This window comes from Halothiobacillus sp. (assembly GCF_028710545.1).
Taxonomy (GTDB): domain Bacteria; phylum Pseudomonadota; class Gammaproteobacteria; order Halothiobacillales; family Halothiobacillaceae; genus Halothiobacillus.
The window spans coordinates 1-14,933 of the sequence record NZ_JAQTTX010000027.1 but is presented as its reverse complement, the minus strand read 5'-3'; the positions used below and the strand labels follow the sequence as shown (position 1 = coordinate 14,933).

Genomic DNA, 14,933 nt, shown 5'->3' with positions numbered 1-14,933 from the left:
GGATTATCTGCTCAAGTCATCCAGCAATGATTGTTGTGCAGAGCGTGGTTTGGCATTGTGATGACGCTTAACGCGATGGTAGTGGCCATCGGCCTCCAGAGACCATGCGCCGGTATTATCGGCTAAATACCGCGTGAAGGCTTCGTCGATCACACGCGCCTTGATTTCGGGCGCATCGATCGGGAAGCATGCCTCAACCCGCGCGAAGAAGTTACGCGGCATCCAGTCGGCACTCGACAGGAACAGTTCATCATCACCGTCATTGAGGAAATAGAACACGCGCGGGTGCTCGAGGAAACGCCCCATGACCGAACGCACGTGAATATTTTCCGACAATCCCGGAATGCCGGGCTGAAGGCAGCACACACCGCGGATAATCAGATCAATTTGCACGCCGGCCTGCGAAGCCCGGTAGAGCGCCTCGATAATCTGACGATCGATCAATGCATTCATCTTGGCGCGGATCAATCCTTTCCGCCCTGCCTTGGCGTGCTCGATCTCACGCTCGATTCGCTCCAGCATCCCGCTATGCAAGGTGAATGGCGATTGCAGAATGCGTTTCAGACGCATCCCACGCCCCAGGCCGGTCAATTGCATGAAGAGTTTATTGACATCATCACCCAGAAACCGATCATCGGTCAGCAGGCCGAAATCGGTATAGAGTCGGGCGGTACCGGGGTGGTAATTGCCCGTGCCCAGGTGCACGAATCGTTTGAGGCGCGAACCATCCCGACGCAGCACGAGGGTCATCTTTGCGTGGGTTTTGTAGCCCACGATCCCGTAAGCCACATAGGCCCCGGCTTTCTGCAAGCGGGTCGTGATGTCGATATTCGCTTCTTCATCAAAACGTGCGCGCAGTTCAACCACGGCCGTCACTTCCTTGCCCGCGCGTGCGGCTGCCTCCAGCGCATCGACAATCGCCGAATCCCGCCCGGTGCGGTACAGCGTCATCTTGATGGCAACCACCTTGGGATCACTCGCCGCCTGACGCACAAACTCGACCACCGGCATGAACGACTCAAAGGGATGGTGCAACAAAACAGCGCCACGCTGCTCGATGGTTTCGAAAATATTGACTTCGCCGCTGAATTCTTTCTTCAACTTCGGCGTGAACGGCTCGTCTTTCAAATCTGACCGGTTCAGCAATCCATACAGTGCCATCAACCGGTTCAGATTGACCGGCCCATGCACCTGGAATACGGCCTGATCGTTGAGCTTGAAGCGGTCACAGAGAAAATCGATCATCTCCTGAGGACAATTATCCGCCACTTCCAAACGGACGGCATCGCCGTAATTACGCTCAAACAGTCCACCTTGCAAGGTTTTGAGCAGATCGTCATCGTCGTCGACGGCAATGGCCAGATCGCTGTTGCGCGTTACCCGGAACTGATAACAACCGGTCACCGTCATGCCGGGGAACAATTCATGGACGTGCGCGTGAATCATCGAACTTAGAAACACAAAACTCGAATTGCTGCCCGATGCCTCTTCATCCATGCGGATAATGCGCGGCAAGGCACGCGGTGCTTGCACAATCGCCATCCAGGCTTCACGGCCATAATCGTCGGTGCCTTCCAGCGATACGACAAAATTCAGGGATTTATTAAGAATTCTCGGAAACGGATGGGAGGGGTCGAGCCCCAACGGGGTCAGCAACGGCAACAGTTCGCGGCGGAAAAATTGCTTTACCCACAGAGATTGCGCCTCATTCCAGTGCGTTCGGCGAAGAAAGTGGATGCCCTCCCCGGCCAGCGCGGGAATGATTTCATCATTCAGCGTATGGTACTGGTCTGCAACCAAGCTGTGGGCCGATGTGTAGACCTGATCCAGCTGCTCAACCGGCGTCAGGCCTGAATCGTCCGGACGGTTCAACCCCACCCGGATCTGCTGGGTCAACGACCCGATACGCACCTCGAACAACTCATCGAGATTGGATGAGGAAATACACAGAAACTTGAGCCGCTCCAACAAGGGCAGCGAAACATCCTGAGCCAACTCGAGCACGCGCCGGTTGAACGCGATCAAACTCAGTTCGCGATTGATAAAAACGGGCGCGATGGGCAAAGAAGGTGTTTCAGTCATAATTTCGCAACTTGGTTAAAGTAGAATGTAAGTATTAATGTCATCGACCAACGGGCACGGTCAGAATACAAATTCTTCGGCCTTCCTGCCACAAACGTGATTATGACGGTTATCGGTGACATTTCGGTGAAGTGCAGGACTGACTGAACCCTTTCGTTTCTTTTGATGTTTTTCTGGAGAGTTTTCATGGATTCCTACAGTGGTACGCCGCATACGCTGACCCGTTACGATGATGACATCAATGCATTGCGCACGATGCTGATGAATATGGGCGGGGTCGCCGAACAACATTTTGCCGATGCGCTGGCTTACCTGCTCGACGGGGATGAGGAGCGCGGTGCGCGCGCGCTGAATCAGGACTACGAAATCAATCGGATGGAATCATCCATTGACGAAATGGCCATCCAGATCATCGCGCGCTACTCACCCATGGCCAATGACCTTCGCACCATCATGTCGGTCGTCAAGGCCATTACCGACCTCGAACGCATCGGCGACAAATCCGAAAAAATGGCACGAATTGCCGAAGAAATCGGCCCCGTCCTGCGCCATACCGACTTTATCGGCCATCTGCGCGTCATGGGCCGCATCGTCGGTGGCATGATGCACGATGCTCTGGATGCCTTCGTTCGTCTGGACACCATCGCCGCCGAAGAAATCATCCGCCGCGATACGCACGTCAATGAAGAATACAACGCCGTGCATCGTGTACTGCTCAAGTACATGAACGAGAACCCCAACTCCGCCGATGTCGGCCTGCGGATTCTCTCCTGCATGCGCGCCATCGAACGCGTGGGTGACCACTGCACCAATATTGCCGAATACGTCATCTTCCAGCAGAAAGGGGCCGACGTTCGCCACAGCAACATTTCAGGCGATAAGCAACGCACTCAGATCTGATCGCCCGACCACGGCGTGCACGCTCCCGCCGTGGATACCCGACCAATAAGTTATACGCCAGCAAACAAAAAGCCCCGAAAATCGGGGCTTTTTTCATCTGCCGGAATCTGAAAGATTATTTCAGGGTAGCGATGTAGGCGCTCAGGTTGTCCATATCCTGCTCAGACAGGCCTGCCGCGTTTGGCGCCATGATGGCAGAGTTAGGACCGCCAAGGCCTTCTTTCTTCAGCGTAGCCATATCACCCGCCTTGAAAGCAACCAAAGTGGTTTTGATGCGCTCTGAACTCAAGCCGGCCAGTTTCGGGAACATGCCTTGACCTTGAGCCTGCATGCCGTGGCAAGAAGCGCAGGAAGCATCGTACAGACTCTTACCGGCAGCCGCGTCGCCAGCAGCCATCGCTGCGCCGGAGGTCATCAAACCAGCGGTCAGCATCAATACGGTCAATTTTTTCATTGTGATCTTCTCCTGAGAGGGACGGTTGCAAAACACGTAACACGCAACAAAGCGAGTAGTGCATCATTCTAATCCAATTTCCATGCCAAGCCATCAAGCCTTGGAAACTTGCGGATAAACAAGGGTTATTAAAGCCAACTAAAAATAATTTACACCACCTTGAATTGCAAATTGCATCAACAACCGCTGGCTTGCAATCTGAAAGGCCATCGGGCCACTTGATTTATTCAGTGCTTCCCGCTTGGGGCAAGGATGCCCCAACACGAACAAAGACGTCAGTCTTTGGTTCGTGAGCGCCATCGCGGGCGTATACCGCGATGAGCGGGCTGATTTATTCCAAGGATGGAATAAATCAGCACTTACTTAGTTTCTGAAGTATTTCTGGTCGTCAAAAGTGATGACCCAATCCGGTCGAAGCAATGTCAGACCGAGAATGATCATGGTGTTGATCATGGCCTCCGGCACCCACTGGATCGGCAGCAAGGGGAAGTAGCTCGATGTCAGCACATCCCAAGTGTAAATGCCAAACACGAGCATCAGACTCGCCGAAGCAAGCGCCGCTGCCATCGCTCCGAGGATCGCCGAAAAAAAGCTGTTCACAAAAAGATAAATGAAATAATTGGCAGGGAGTAGCCGCTGGGCAGCGGCATTGATCAAAGCGGTAACAAAAATGGGCGGCACAACCATACCCAACATGTCCCAGCCTAAGCCTGAAAACGCGACTTGGCCAACGAGCGACAGGAGCAACAGGGTCACGCCGCCACTGACCAACGCCAAGGGCCAACCAACCAGCAAGGTCACGACCGTCAACCCTAAAAAATGCAATGACAATCCAGGCAAGGCAGACGAAGAGAACAGCCAAAGCATTGCCAAAAAGGCCACACTGGCAGCGATCAGGTTCAAACGCTGCGGCGCATGCAACAGGGCACGCCAAGGCGACCGGTACACCCCAAAACCGATTAAGAAAACAAACAACAGCCAGTTGAGCCACAGAAAATCCGGCGAAATCAGACCATCGGCAACATTCATTTTAATAAACTCTATTGATCATAAGAAAATTTAATCGTAATATCCGATCGAATTGATATGGAATTGCCAGCGTCCGGGCACAAGTCAGCCCTTTTCCATGAATGACGCACAATCAATCACAACACAACGCTTTTGCCACGGAGTAAAAAACATGTCCGAATCATCAACAGCGCACAGCCGACTGGCCCATATGCCGATTTCCATGTTCGGCATGGTCATGGGCATGGCGGGCTTTACCATCGCCATGCAAAAAGGCGAGCAATTATTGCAATGGTCGCATGCGACCAGCACGATATTCACGTTTTTCACTTATGGCCTGTTCGGCATACTCGCCTTGGCTTATCTCGCCAAGTTGGTGAAATATCCCGGTGAAGTGCGCGCCGAATTCAATCATGTGGTTCGCCTGAGCTTCTTTCCCGCCATTTCCATCAGCCTGATTCTGCTCAGCATTATCGCACTTGGTTTCAACAAGACGCTGGCCCTGTGGCTATGGAGCATCGGCACCCCGGTTCAGTTGCTGTTTACCCTCATTATTCTAAGCAACTGGATCCATCACGAAAAATTCCAGATTCACCACTCCAACCCGGCCTGGTTCATCCCGATCGTGGGGAACATACTGGTTCCGATTACCGGGACCGCACTCGGATATATCCAGATTTCGTGGTTCTTTTTCAGCATCGGGGTGATTTTCTGGATTGTCCTGCTCACCGTCCTGATGAACCGTTATTTTTTCCATGCGCCCACACCCAGCAAGCTGATGCCCACGTTGTTCATCATGATTGCCCCGCCGGCCGTCGGGTTTATTTCCTGGCACGCGCTGCATCCGAGCGGGCTGGATGACATGGGGCATATCCTGTACAACTTTGCCCTGTTCATCACCTTGCTGCTGTTTTTCCAGGCCAAGCGTTTTGTGACGATTCCCTTCGGTCTGCCATTCTGGGCCTATACCTTCCCGATCGCTGCCATGACGATTGCAACCCTGATCATGCACCACATCACCGGTTTTGTATTTTATGCCTATCTCGGTGGGTTTCTGTTCGGGTTCCTGGCGTTACTGATCGCTTATCTGCTGGTGAAAACCGCCCGGGCCATGTGGGCAGGAGAAATCTGCGTTCCCGAGTAAATCCGCCGCGCAACACCCGCCCCCCGCAAGGGCCAGAGGATGTGTCCAATTCAATCATCTGGCATTCATCCGGCCCTTGGTGTTTAATGGTGCGCCTGTTTCCACGCACTGCGGAGCGCGCATGACCATCGCCCAATTATCAGTCCATATTCACGGACTTGCCGTTGTCCTTTCCCTGATCGGTTTCATCCTGCGCGGCATCTGGATGCTGCAAGACTCACCGCGACTCAAGGCGCGTTGGGTTCGGATTACCCCGCATATCGTCGATACCGTTTTGCTGCTCAGCGCACTGATCGCCAGCTATTTGATGTTTTGGCGTTATGGCGTGAATCCGGACTACGTCACCGTCATGATCGTCGGTCTGATTGTTTATATCGTTCTGGGCTTGTTCGCGCTACGGCTGGGCAAGACCAAGGCCATCCGCGCGAGCGCCTGGGTTCTGGCCATCGCGGTGTTTCTTTACATCTCGGCAGCCGGCGCCCTGAAAACCGCGACGCCATTTTTGAGCGCACCTGCTCCCGCCGCGAGCGTGTCAGTCAGATGAGTGAACAGCCCCTCGCCCCCATCGCAGCCAACCACCCCTCGCCCCTGGTCGGCGTCGTCATGGGCTCCCGATCCGACTGGGAAACCATGCAACACGCTTGCGCCACGCTAACCACGCTGCAAATTCCTTTCGAGGCGGAGGTCGTTTCCGCCCACCGCACGCCGGATCGTCTGTTTGAGTATGCGCAAACAGCGATCGAACGCGGCTTGCAGGTGATTATCGGCGGGGCCGGCGGAGCGGCGCATTTGCCCGGTATGCTGGCCGCCAAAACGCGGCTTCCCGTTCTGGGCGTACCCGTGCAATCCAAGACACTGTCCGGCTGGGACTCACTGCTCTCCATCGTACAAATGCCTGCGGGAATCCCCGTGGGCACTCTGGCGATCGGACGCGCCGGCGCGGTCAATGCCGCACTGCTGGCGGCAGCCCAACTCGCCGTTCACGACGAAGGGCTGGCGCGCCGCCTCGACGCCTATCGCCATGCCCAGACCGAAACCGTGCTGGCCAGCACAGACCCCCGAATACCACCGCCATCTTTCTGAACGGACCCTCGCACCATGCGCACACCATCACCAGACCCCACCTCGGATCAGGCTCATATTGGCGTGATCGGCGCAGGCCAACTGGGCCAGATGCTGGCTCTGGCTGGCATTTCTCTGGGTCTTAGATTCACCTTTCTTGACCCGTCCCCGGAGGCCCCGGCTGGCCGACTAGGGCGGCACATTCGCGCAGAGTACGATGACGAACTGGCTTTGGAACAACTCGCCGTAGAGTGTGATGTTATTACCCTTGAGTTCGAGAATGTCCCGGTTTCCGCCGTAGCCAGCGTCGAGCGGCACAACCAGATTCACCCGGGCGGGCAGCCTTTATCCGTCGCCCAGGATCGTGTACACGAGAAACAGTACTTCGAATCGCTCGGTATCCCGGTTGCCCGATACCGCGCCATTGATTCCTTTGAGGACTTGCAATCGGCCATTGCCGACATCGGTTATCCCTGCATCCTGAAGACCCGACGCCTCGGTTATGATGGCAAGGGCCAAGTGATCATCCGATCCGGTGGCGATCTGGAGCCCGCCTGGGAAGCCATTGGCGGCAATCCTTCGATTCTGGAGCAGATGATCCCCTTCACCCGCGAAGTGTCCATCATCTCGGTGCGCAGCACACGGGGTGAAGTTGCGTTTTATCCCGTCAGCGAAAATCAGCATCGCAGCGGCATTCTGTACCGCACCGAAATTCACACGGATGACCCCGCGCAGGCCAAAGCGCAAGAGTATGCCCGCCATGTGCTCGATGGGCTGGATTATGTGGGTGTGCTCGCTATCGAATTCTTTGAGTACGAAGGGCAGCTCATTGCCAACGAAATGGCGCCGCGCGTCCACAATAGCGGTCACTGGAGCCAAAACGGGGCGGTCACGTCACAGTTCGAGAACCATCTGCGGGCCATCCTGGGTTGGCCGCTGGGCAGCACGGCCTGTACGGGCTACAGCATCATGCTCAATCTGGTCGGCAGCATTCCGCCACGCGCCCCCATCCTCGCGTTACCGGGCGTGCATTTGCACGACTATGGCAAGGAAACGCGCACCGGACGCAAATTGGGGCATGTCAACGTGGTGGCGGACACAAAAGAGACCTGCCGAAAATACGCAGCACTCATTGAGCAGATGATAGGCTAGTGAACTCACCATCCGTTGCCGCACAAAGACAAGGAGTCCGATGCCGATGAGAACCGCCCGCTTACCACGAACAGCCCATTTCGCGTCGACCATTCTGGTCGTGACCGTCGTCTTCTCGCTATCACTAGCACCTTTGGCCGCAGAAGCAGAAACGGTATACAAATACATCAACAGCAAAGGGGAAGTCGTCTTTACCGATCAACCCACCAAAGGCGCCCAAAAGCTGAACATCGACCCGCCGCCCGTCATCCCACTCACACCGATCAATCTCCCGCCTTCCACACCGCCCGCCACCGAACCATCGAAACCCGCGGCCAATGTTGAAGCAACCAAACCTTCGGCCCCATTGGTGCCCTCGGTGCAAATGCAACCGCAGGGCGCTGCTCCGGCTGCGAGCACCCCTGCCGGCAAACCGGACGTGAGCAGCCCTTCCGAACAGGACCAGATCACAGCCGCCCCCGCGGAAAACACGGTCAATGCACCGAAGATCGTCCGCCAGTCATTACCGGAGACAGCATCGTCGACCCCCGCAATCCCGCCGCAAAATCGCAATGGGCACTATCAATCGCTGATCATCACCGAACCCAAGGCCGGAGCTGTCACCGCCCACGCCGGTGGCACCATTTTCGTGCAAACAAAACTCTCACCCGATCTGGATCTGAGCGTGGGTGACCGGATGCGCATCGTCATCGACGGCAACATCCGGGTAGATGATTCCACAGGGCAACGCTTCATGATCAGCGGTTTATCTCCGGGAACGCACACCATCATCGCGATTGTCATGCGCAAGGATAAAAACATCTTTCAATCCAACCCCGTGGTTATTCATCTGGCGCAAGATACAGACGGCAATGCACAAAAATAAATCATAGATAAAACCTGCTTGCATTATATTCGTGCAATAAACCCGCTATTCATTTCAATCCCGTCATCGGCCAGCACGCAACCCTGTGCGCTGATGCGGGGTTTTTCTTTGGCATAAACCAAAACCAAATGATTTGAAAGGAATAAACAAGGGCGGCCATAAAAACACAGTCGTTTCGGCATACTCTTTGCCTTATGACTTCTCATTGAATCAGCAATGGGCACGAGCACGAGGAGCAGATGTGACACAGCCCGAAGTAAAAATGCCAATTCGCACGGCGCGCCTGGCCGACGCACTGACCACTGCCATCGTGGTTCTGGATGCGGCGGATCGGTTGTTGTACATCAATTCTGCCGGCGAACAGTTCTGGGACACCAGTTACGGCGTGGTACTCAAGCAGGGCTTTACGCCTTTTTTTGAACAGAATCCGATCTTGGCCAAGGCCGTGGAAGAAGCACGTTTAATGGAACAAGTTGTCACGCTGCGTGAAGCGGAACTGGTTTCGATCCATGGACAGACGCGCATAGCGGATTGCACCATCACGCCTTCACCGGATATCGCTGGCGCCAACATTCTGCTGGAACTGACCGATGTCGAGCGGCATGTGCGCATCTCGCGGGATGCCCAGCTCCATGCCATGCAGATATCGACCCGCCAGTTGATGCGTGGGCTGGCCCACGAGCTGAAAAATCCACTGGGCGGGCTCAAAGGCGCGGCCCAACTGCTGGAACGGGAATTGCCCAATGCCGAATTGCGGGAATTCACGCAGATCATCCTGAATGAATCGAACCGTCTGAAAAATCTGATCGACCGGATGCTCGGCCCCAACAATCGCCCACAGATGCAACGGATAAACATTCACGAACCGCTGGAGCAGGTGCGACGTCTGCTCAGCATTGAAGCCGAAGAAACCCTGCCGGGCACACCACTGCAGTGGCACTTTGACTTCGACCCCAGCATCCCCGATTTGCTGGCCGATCGGGATCAACTCATCCAGGTGTTACTCAATCTCGGTCGCAATGCCCTGCAGGCGATGAGCGAAAGCGGCACGATCAATCCCACATTGCGGCTCAAAACGCGGGTTCTAAGACAGTTCACGATCCGTCAGACGCTCCATCGGCTCGTGCTGCGCATCGATGTGGAAAACAACGGCCCCCCCGTGCCAGACACGTTGGTCGAAAGCCTGTTCCTACCCATGGTCAGTGGACGGGCGCATGGCAGCGGATTGGGGCTATCGATCGCGCAAACCATCGCCGAACAGCACCAGGGCTTGCTTGAGTTCAAGCAAAAGCCAGAGGCCGTCCGATTTTCATTGATTTTACCGTTACACCCGCCGTTGCCCGGCCAGGATACTCATGGGCAACCCCATCAAGAGACACCGTCATGATGACTTTAAACACCCCCCAACAAAGCAGCAAAAGCGCCGCCAAAATCTGGGTCGTCGACGACGACCACAGCATTCGCTGGGTACTGGAACGGGCGCTGAAGTCGGCCGGATTTACCGTCGAAGTCTTTGAGAGCGCCGCCATGGTGCGCGCTCGATTGCGCACCAGCACACCCGACGTCCTGTTCTCGGACATCCGCATGCCCGGCGAGGATGGCCTGAGCCTGCTCTCATCCTTGCAGAACAGTCACCCGGAATTGCCGATCATCATCATCACGGCCCACTCGGATCTCGACAGTGCGGTCGGTGCCTTCGAGGGCGGCGCATTCGACTACCTGCCCAAACCGTTCGACATTGATGATGCCGTGCGTCTGGCCCAGCGCGCACTCAGTTCACGACAGCCGAAAGCCCCGGAGATAACGACCGAATCTGCGAACGCGACCGATACCCAAACCGACCTGATCGGCAATGCGCCGGCCATGCAGGAGATCTTCCGCGCGATCGGTCGCCTTGCCCGCTCGAATGTGACCGTGCTCATCAATGGCGAATCCGGCACCGGCAAGGAACTGGTCGCCCGCGCGCTTCACCAGCACAGCCTACGCCGACAGGGGCCGTTTGTTGCGCTGAACACCGCAGCCATCCCCAAAGACCTGCTCGAATCCGAATTGTTCGGGCATGAAAAAGGCGCCTTCACCGGTGCAGCCGGGCAACGCGTCGGTCGCTTCGAGCAAGCCCACGGCGGCACACTTTTCCTGGATGAAATCGGCGACATGCCGATGGATCTGCAAACCCGACTGCTGCGCGTCTTGGCCGATGGTCAGTTCTATCGCGTGGGCGGCACGCAGCTCATCCGAACCGATGTGCGCATTGTTGCCGCGACCCACCAACGCCTCGAGGATCGCGTCGCCAGCGGCCAGTTCCGCGAAGACCTGTTCCACCGACTGAACGTGATCCGGCTCAAACTCCCGGCCCTGCGAGAACGCCGCGAAGACATCCCGCAACTGCTGCGCTTTTTCCTGCAACGCGCAGCACAGGAACTCGGCGTCCCCATCAAGTCCATTCACCCCCAGGCGCTGGCGCAACTCGCCCGCTATGATTGGCCGGGCAACGTGCGCGAACTTGAAAACATCGCCCGTTGGCTCACCGTCATGGCGCCGGGTCACGAAATCGGCATCGAAGACCTGCCCGACAATCTCCACCCGTCATCTGCCCCCGGTGCGGCTCTTGGTGACGATGCCCTGCTTACCCAATGGACCGGTGATCTCAAACGCTGGGCCGATGCGCGGCTTGCAGCAGGCGACCAGGATCTGCTGGCCATTGCGGGCCCCACCTTCGAACGCACCCTGCTCAAGGCTGCGCTGCACTTCACCGGCGGGCACAAACAACAGGCGGCGGCACTCATTGGATGGGGCCGCAACACGGTAACGCGCAAACTCAAGGAACTGGCCGATATCGACGACGACACCGAATAACCGACCACAATCATCTGATTTGAGCCGAATTGCCCCCGGAAAACCCGGAGATTTCCCGTATCATGTGTGCACATTCGCATTCGGTGCAGGCAGTATTCATGGCTCAAATCATTGCGCTCTATTCGGTCAAAGGCGGTGTCGGCAAGACGGCCAGCGTCGTCAATCTCGCCGCCCTGTCGGCCTTGCAGGGGCGAAAGGTCCTGCTCTGGGATCTCGACCCGCAGGGTTCGGCATCCTGGTATCTTCAGGCCGAGCCGGAGTCCGCGCCCAAGCTCCAGCAACTGCTCAAGGTCAAATCCATTGCCGAAGGCATTCGCCCCACGCGACACCGCAACCTGAGCGTACTGCCGTCCGATCAGCGTTACCACGATATCGAGCACGCTCTGGCCGAAAAAAAGGACGCTGGCTTCCGCATCGCCAAGCTCCTCGATGGCCTGAGCGAATATTTCGACGAAATCTGGATCGATACCCCGCCGGGCATCACGCTGCTGGGTGACAACGTGCTGCGCGCGGCCGATCTCGTGCTCGTGCCGATCGTGCCGACGCATCTTTCCGAGCGCACCTGGTTTCAACTGAAAAGTCATCTGGCATCGGAGAAAATCAAACCCGGCCGACTGGCGGGCTTTCTCGCGATGGTGGATCGACGACGCTCATTGCATCGTGATTTTTTTGCTGCGCATCGCATCGACATGCCTGAACTGCTCGACGCCGAAATTCCTTATGCCGCAATCATCGAGCAAATGGGCGAAGGCCAGACACCCGTAGTATTCAGCCATGCCCGCCACCCGGCGGCCCAGGCTTATTTCAAGCTGTGGGAACAGATCGATCGCATACTGGCCAAGTGTTAATTCAACAGGAGCAAATATGCTGAATAAAAAATATTCAAACATCGCAGCGGGCCTTGTTTTGGTCATGGGCATGTTCGGTGGATTGACGGCGTGCACCGCTTCAAACCCGGTCTCCCCAGATCACCATACCAGCCAGATCGCGCTCGATTGGGCGGGCGGCTACTACAGCGCACTGGCCGGAGAATCAGGCGGGGAATCAACCGGGCAAACAGGCGGTGCCGTATCGCTCTGGCTTGCGCCCAATGGTGGTTATCGGCTGGACATTGAGAACATCAAAGGCATTCCTCGGCAGTCCTACACGGGTAAAGTGAAGTGGTTGCAAGGCAATGAAGTGGATTTGCTCGGTGCACCACCCGAATACGCGCGCTGGCGCGTTCAGGAGAATCAACTGCGCAATACCGCCAAAGGCTGGACGGCGAAACACGTCCCCCCGCTCGTCGCGGCACTCGCGCTCCCCGATCAATGGACGCTCACGGAGTTGGCCGACGATCACAGTGATTTAACCCAAAAGCCGCCCGAATTGACGTTCAACATGGCGCAACGGGTGTTTGGATTCGATGGCTGCAATCGACTGATGGGGAGTTATCAGCTCGATGCGGATGGCAAACTGTCATTCAAGCCGCTGGCAGGCACAGAAATGGCCTGCATGGAACCCACGCCCGAGCGGGCTTTCCGCGCCATGCTGGGGCACGTTGCCGATGCCAAAATTCAAGGGGAATCTCTTGTGTTTTTTGCAGCCGATGGCAAGAAACTGGCTCAATTTCGCGCCACCAGTTCCCAGGCATTGCCATCGGCATCCCGGCAGAACAACGCATCCCGCCCGGAGTGAGAGCGGGTAAACGGCCAGTTCAACGCTGCCAGTCGTTGCGCGAAAGGCTCCGTTGCACGCACCCGCAGTGCGACATGCCGATCCCGGCCGCCATGTGCGGGCCGGTTCGCCACAGGATCGGGATTCGGCAACTGCAACAAATGCAAACCCACCTCATCGCTTAACTTGAGCCAAGCGCCCGGAAACCCAAGTTCTGGCCGATCGATCAACCGCAATCCGAGTACCTGCCGATAAAACGGCAGAGCCGCATCCACATCCGCAACCACGACACTGATGTGATCCACGCCCAGTAATTCAATTGCTGCGGCCTGATTCATCCCATCGCCCATCGCGTATACTTCCTGCTTTGTGTTACCCAATTCTTCCTCCCATGAATCCTGATTTGACCCGCCTGCACCCTTACCCTTTCGAAAAACTGGCCGAGCTCAAGGCTGGGATCTCGCCCGCCACTTCAGACAAACCCATCGCCTTGTCGATTGGCGAGCCGCAACACGCGCCGCCCGCCGTTGCACTGCGCGCCATGGCCGACGCACTCGGCGGTTTGTCGCGGTACCCGCTCACCAAGGGTGAACGCAGCCTGCGCGAGACCATCGGGCATTGGTTGACCCGGCGCTTTGCGCTCGAACCCGGACTGGTCGATCCGGATCGTCATGTACTCCCAGTAGCGGGCACGCGCGAAGCCCTGTTCTCGTTCGCTCAAGCTGTAGTGGCGCGCCCGGAAGATCCCGCCGCCCCGCGCCCGGTGGTGCTGATGCCCAACCCGTTCTACCAGATTTACGAAGGCGCCGCGCTGCTGGCCGGGGCCGAACCCTATTATTACCCGACGACCAGCGATACCGGCTTTTTACCCGATTTTGCCGCCATACCGGCCGAAATCTGGGCACGCGCGCAGTTGATTTACGTTTGTTCGCCCGGCAATCCGAGCGGGGCCGTGATCGATCGCGCGCGCATCAAGACGCTGTTCGATCTGGCCGATCGCCACGATGTAGTGATTGCCGCCGATGAATGCTATTCCGAAATTTATTTTAATGAAGACGCGCCGCCGGTCGGCTTCATGCAGGCAGCCCATGAACTGGGGCGAAGCGACTTCAACCGCCTGGTGATCTTTCACAGTCTCTCGAAGCGCTCCAATCTGCCCGGCCTGCGCTCCGGCTTCGTGGCGGGTGATGCCGACATTCTGGCCCGCTACCTAAAATACCGCACTTATCAGGGCTGCGCGCTCTCGCTCCCCGTGCAGATGACCAGCATCGCCGCATGGAACGACGAAACGCACGTGCAGGAAAACCGCCAGCATTATCGCGAAAAATTCGACGCCGTACTGGACATCCTCGCCCCGGTTCTGCCGGTACAGCGACCGGATGCCGGGTTCTATCTTTGGACCGATGTCGGCGGCGACGAACTCGGCTTCACCCGTGATTTGTTTGCGGAGCAGGCAATTACCGTGCTGCCCGGTCGCTTCCTTTCACGTCCGTTCGAAAACAAAGACCCCGGCGTCGGCTTCGTTCGCATGGCGCTGGTTGCCGAGTTGATCGATTGCGTGGATGCCGCCCAACGGATTCGGGCGTTTCTAAGCTAAAAAGAACCTCTGATTTAATCAGGGGCTCCCTTAGCCCGGATATTTCACCGAGGAGGTATCGGCACAGCCTTGAAACCCGCATAAAATCAGCGTGCGACGAAGATTTTGTGGGGAGCTGTACCGATGCCAAATTGTACTGCGGATGAACTGGATTTTG

The 14,933-nt window shown here is 56.7% G+C and carries 15 protein-coding genes; 11 read left to right on the top strand and 4 right to left on the bottom strand.

Features of this window, described 5'->3' with window-relative positions; all coding sequences use genetic code 11:
• Positions 1-3: 3 nt before the first annotated feature.
• Entirely contained in the window at positions 4-2,082 is a 2,079-nt protein-coding gene (ppk1, locus tag PHD44_RS07060; protein WP_300189681.1) for a polyphosphate kinase 1, read from the bottom strand.
• 186 nt (positions 2,083-2,268) lie between these two features.
• On the opposite strand from ppk1, the gene phoU reads away from it, so the two are divergent.
• Complete coding sequence (gene phoU / locus PHD44_RS07055) at positions 2,269-2,982, top strand: phosphate signaling complex protein PhoU (protein ID WP_300189678.1); 714 nt, start codon at positions 2,269-2,271, stop codon at positions 2,980-2,982.
• A 115-nt stretch (positions 2,983-3,097) separates the two neighbouring features.
• Here phoU and PHD44_RS07050 read toward each other — a convergent pair whose 3' ends face one another.
• The gene (locus tag PHD44_RS07050) at positions 3,098-3,436 is read right to left on the bottom strand and encodes a c-type cytochrome (RefSeq protein WP_300189675.1); all 339 of its coding nucleotides are present in this window, start codon (positions 3,434-3,436) and stop codon (positions 3,098-3,100) included.
• A gap of 363 nt (positions 3,437-3,799) precedes the next feature.
• Positions 3,800-4,465: an energy-coupling factor ABC transporter permease gene (locus tag PHD44_RS07045; RefSeq protein WP_300189672.1), complete on the bottom strand. Its 666-nt coding sequence runs from the start codon at positions 4,463-4,465 to the stop codon at positions 3,800-3,802.
• 151 nt (positions 4,466-4,616) lie between these two features.
• Here PHD44_RS07045 and PHD44_RS07040 point away from each other — a divergent pair, with 151 nt between their 5' ends.
• The 9 genes from PHD44_RS07040 to PHD44_RS07000 all read left to right on the top strand — a co-directional run bounded on the left by PHD44_RS07040 (position 4,617) and on the right by PHD44_RS07000 (position 13,200).
• The gene (locus PHD44_RS07040) at positions 4,617-5,588 is read left to right on the top strand and encodes an SLAC1 anion channel family protein (RefSeq protein ID WP_300189669.1); all 972 of its coding nucleotides are present in this window, start codon (positions 4,617-4,619) and stop codon (positions 5,586-5,588) included.
• A 121-nt stretch (positions 5,589-5,709) separates the two neighbouring features.
• A complete protein-coding gene (locus tag PHD44_RS07035; RefSeq protein WP_300189667.1) occupies positions 5,710-6,132 on the top strand; it encodes a SirB2 family protein in 423 nt (140 codons plus the stop codon).
• The gene (purE, locus tag PHD44_RS07030; protein WP_300189664.1) at positions 6,129-6,671 is read left to right on the top strand and encodes a 5-(carboxyamino)imidazole ribonucleotide mutase; all 543 of its coding nucleotides are present in this window, start codon (positions 6,129-6,131) and stop codon (positions 6,669-6,671) included. Before PHD44_RS07035 ends, purE begins: the two co-directional genes overlap by 4 nt.
• 15 nt (positions 6,672-6,686) lie before the next feature.
• Positions 6,687-7,802: a 5-(carboxyamino)imidazole ribonucleotide synthase gene (locus PHD44_RS07025; RefSeq protein ID WP_300189662.1), complete on the top strand. Its 1,116-nt coding sequence runs from the start codon at positions 6,687-6,689 to the stop codon at positions 7,800-7,802.
• Between the two features lie 46 nt (positions 7,803-7,848).
• Positions 7,849-8,667 carry a hypothetical protein gene (locus tag PHD44_RS07020; protein WP_300189660.1) on the top strand — a complete coding sequence of 273 codons (819 nt, stop codon included), beginning with the start codon at positions 7,849-7,851 and terminating at the stop codon, positions 8,665-8,667.
• Between the two features lie 241 nt (positions 8,668-8,908).
• A complete protein-coding gene (glnL, locus tag PHD44_RS07015) occupies positions 8,909-10,054 on the top strand; it encodes a nitrogen regulation protein NR(II) (RefSeq protein WP_300189657.1) in 1,146 nt (381 codons plus the stop codon).
• Positions 10,051-11,523: a nitrogen regulation protein NR(I) gene (gene ntrC, locus PHD44_RS07010; protein ID WP_300189655.1), complete on the top strand. Its 1,473-nt coding sequence runs from the start codon at positions 10,051-10,053 to the stop codon at positions 11,521-11,523. Before glnL ends, ntrC begins: the two co-directional genes overlap by 4 nt.
• 98 nt (positions 11,524-11,621) lie before the next feature.
• Positions 11,622-12,371 (top strand): ParA family protein, encoded by a 750-nt coding sequence (locus PHD44_RS07005; RefSeq protein WP_300189653.1) that lies wholly within the window; start codon positions 11,622-11,624, stop codon positions 12,369-12,371.
• A 16-nt stretch (positions 12,372-12,387) separates the two neighbouring features.
• On the top strand, positions 12,388-13,200 hold the full coding sequence (locus PHD44_RS07000; protein ID WP_300189650.1) for an META domain-containing protein: 813 nt from the start codon (positions 12,388-12,390) through the stop codon (positions 13,198-13,200).
• On the opposite strand, the gene PHD44_RS06995 is transcribed toward PHD44_RS07000, so the two are convergent.
• The gene (locus tag PHD44_RS06995) at positions 13,128-13,517 is read right to left on the bottom strand and encodes a VOC family protein (protein ID WP_300189710.1); all 390 of its coding nucleotides are present in this window, start codon (positions 13,515-13,517) and stop codon (positions 13,128-13,130) included. The two genes, PHD44_RS07000 and PHD44_RS06995, sit on opposite strands and share 73 nt — an antisense overlap.
• Before the next feature lie 53 nt (positions 13,518-13,570).
• On the opposite strand from PHD44_RS06995, the gene dapC reads away from it, so the two are divergent.
• Positions 13,571-14,776, top strand: a complete 1,206-nt coding sequence (gene dapC, locus PHD44_RS06990; RefSeq protein ID WP_300189647.1) for a succinyldiaminopimelate transaminase — start codon at positions 13,571-13,573, stop codon at positions 14,774-14,776.
• The last annotated feature ends 157 nt before the right edge of the window (positions 14,777-14,933 follow it).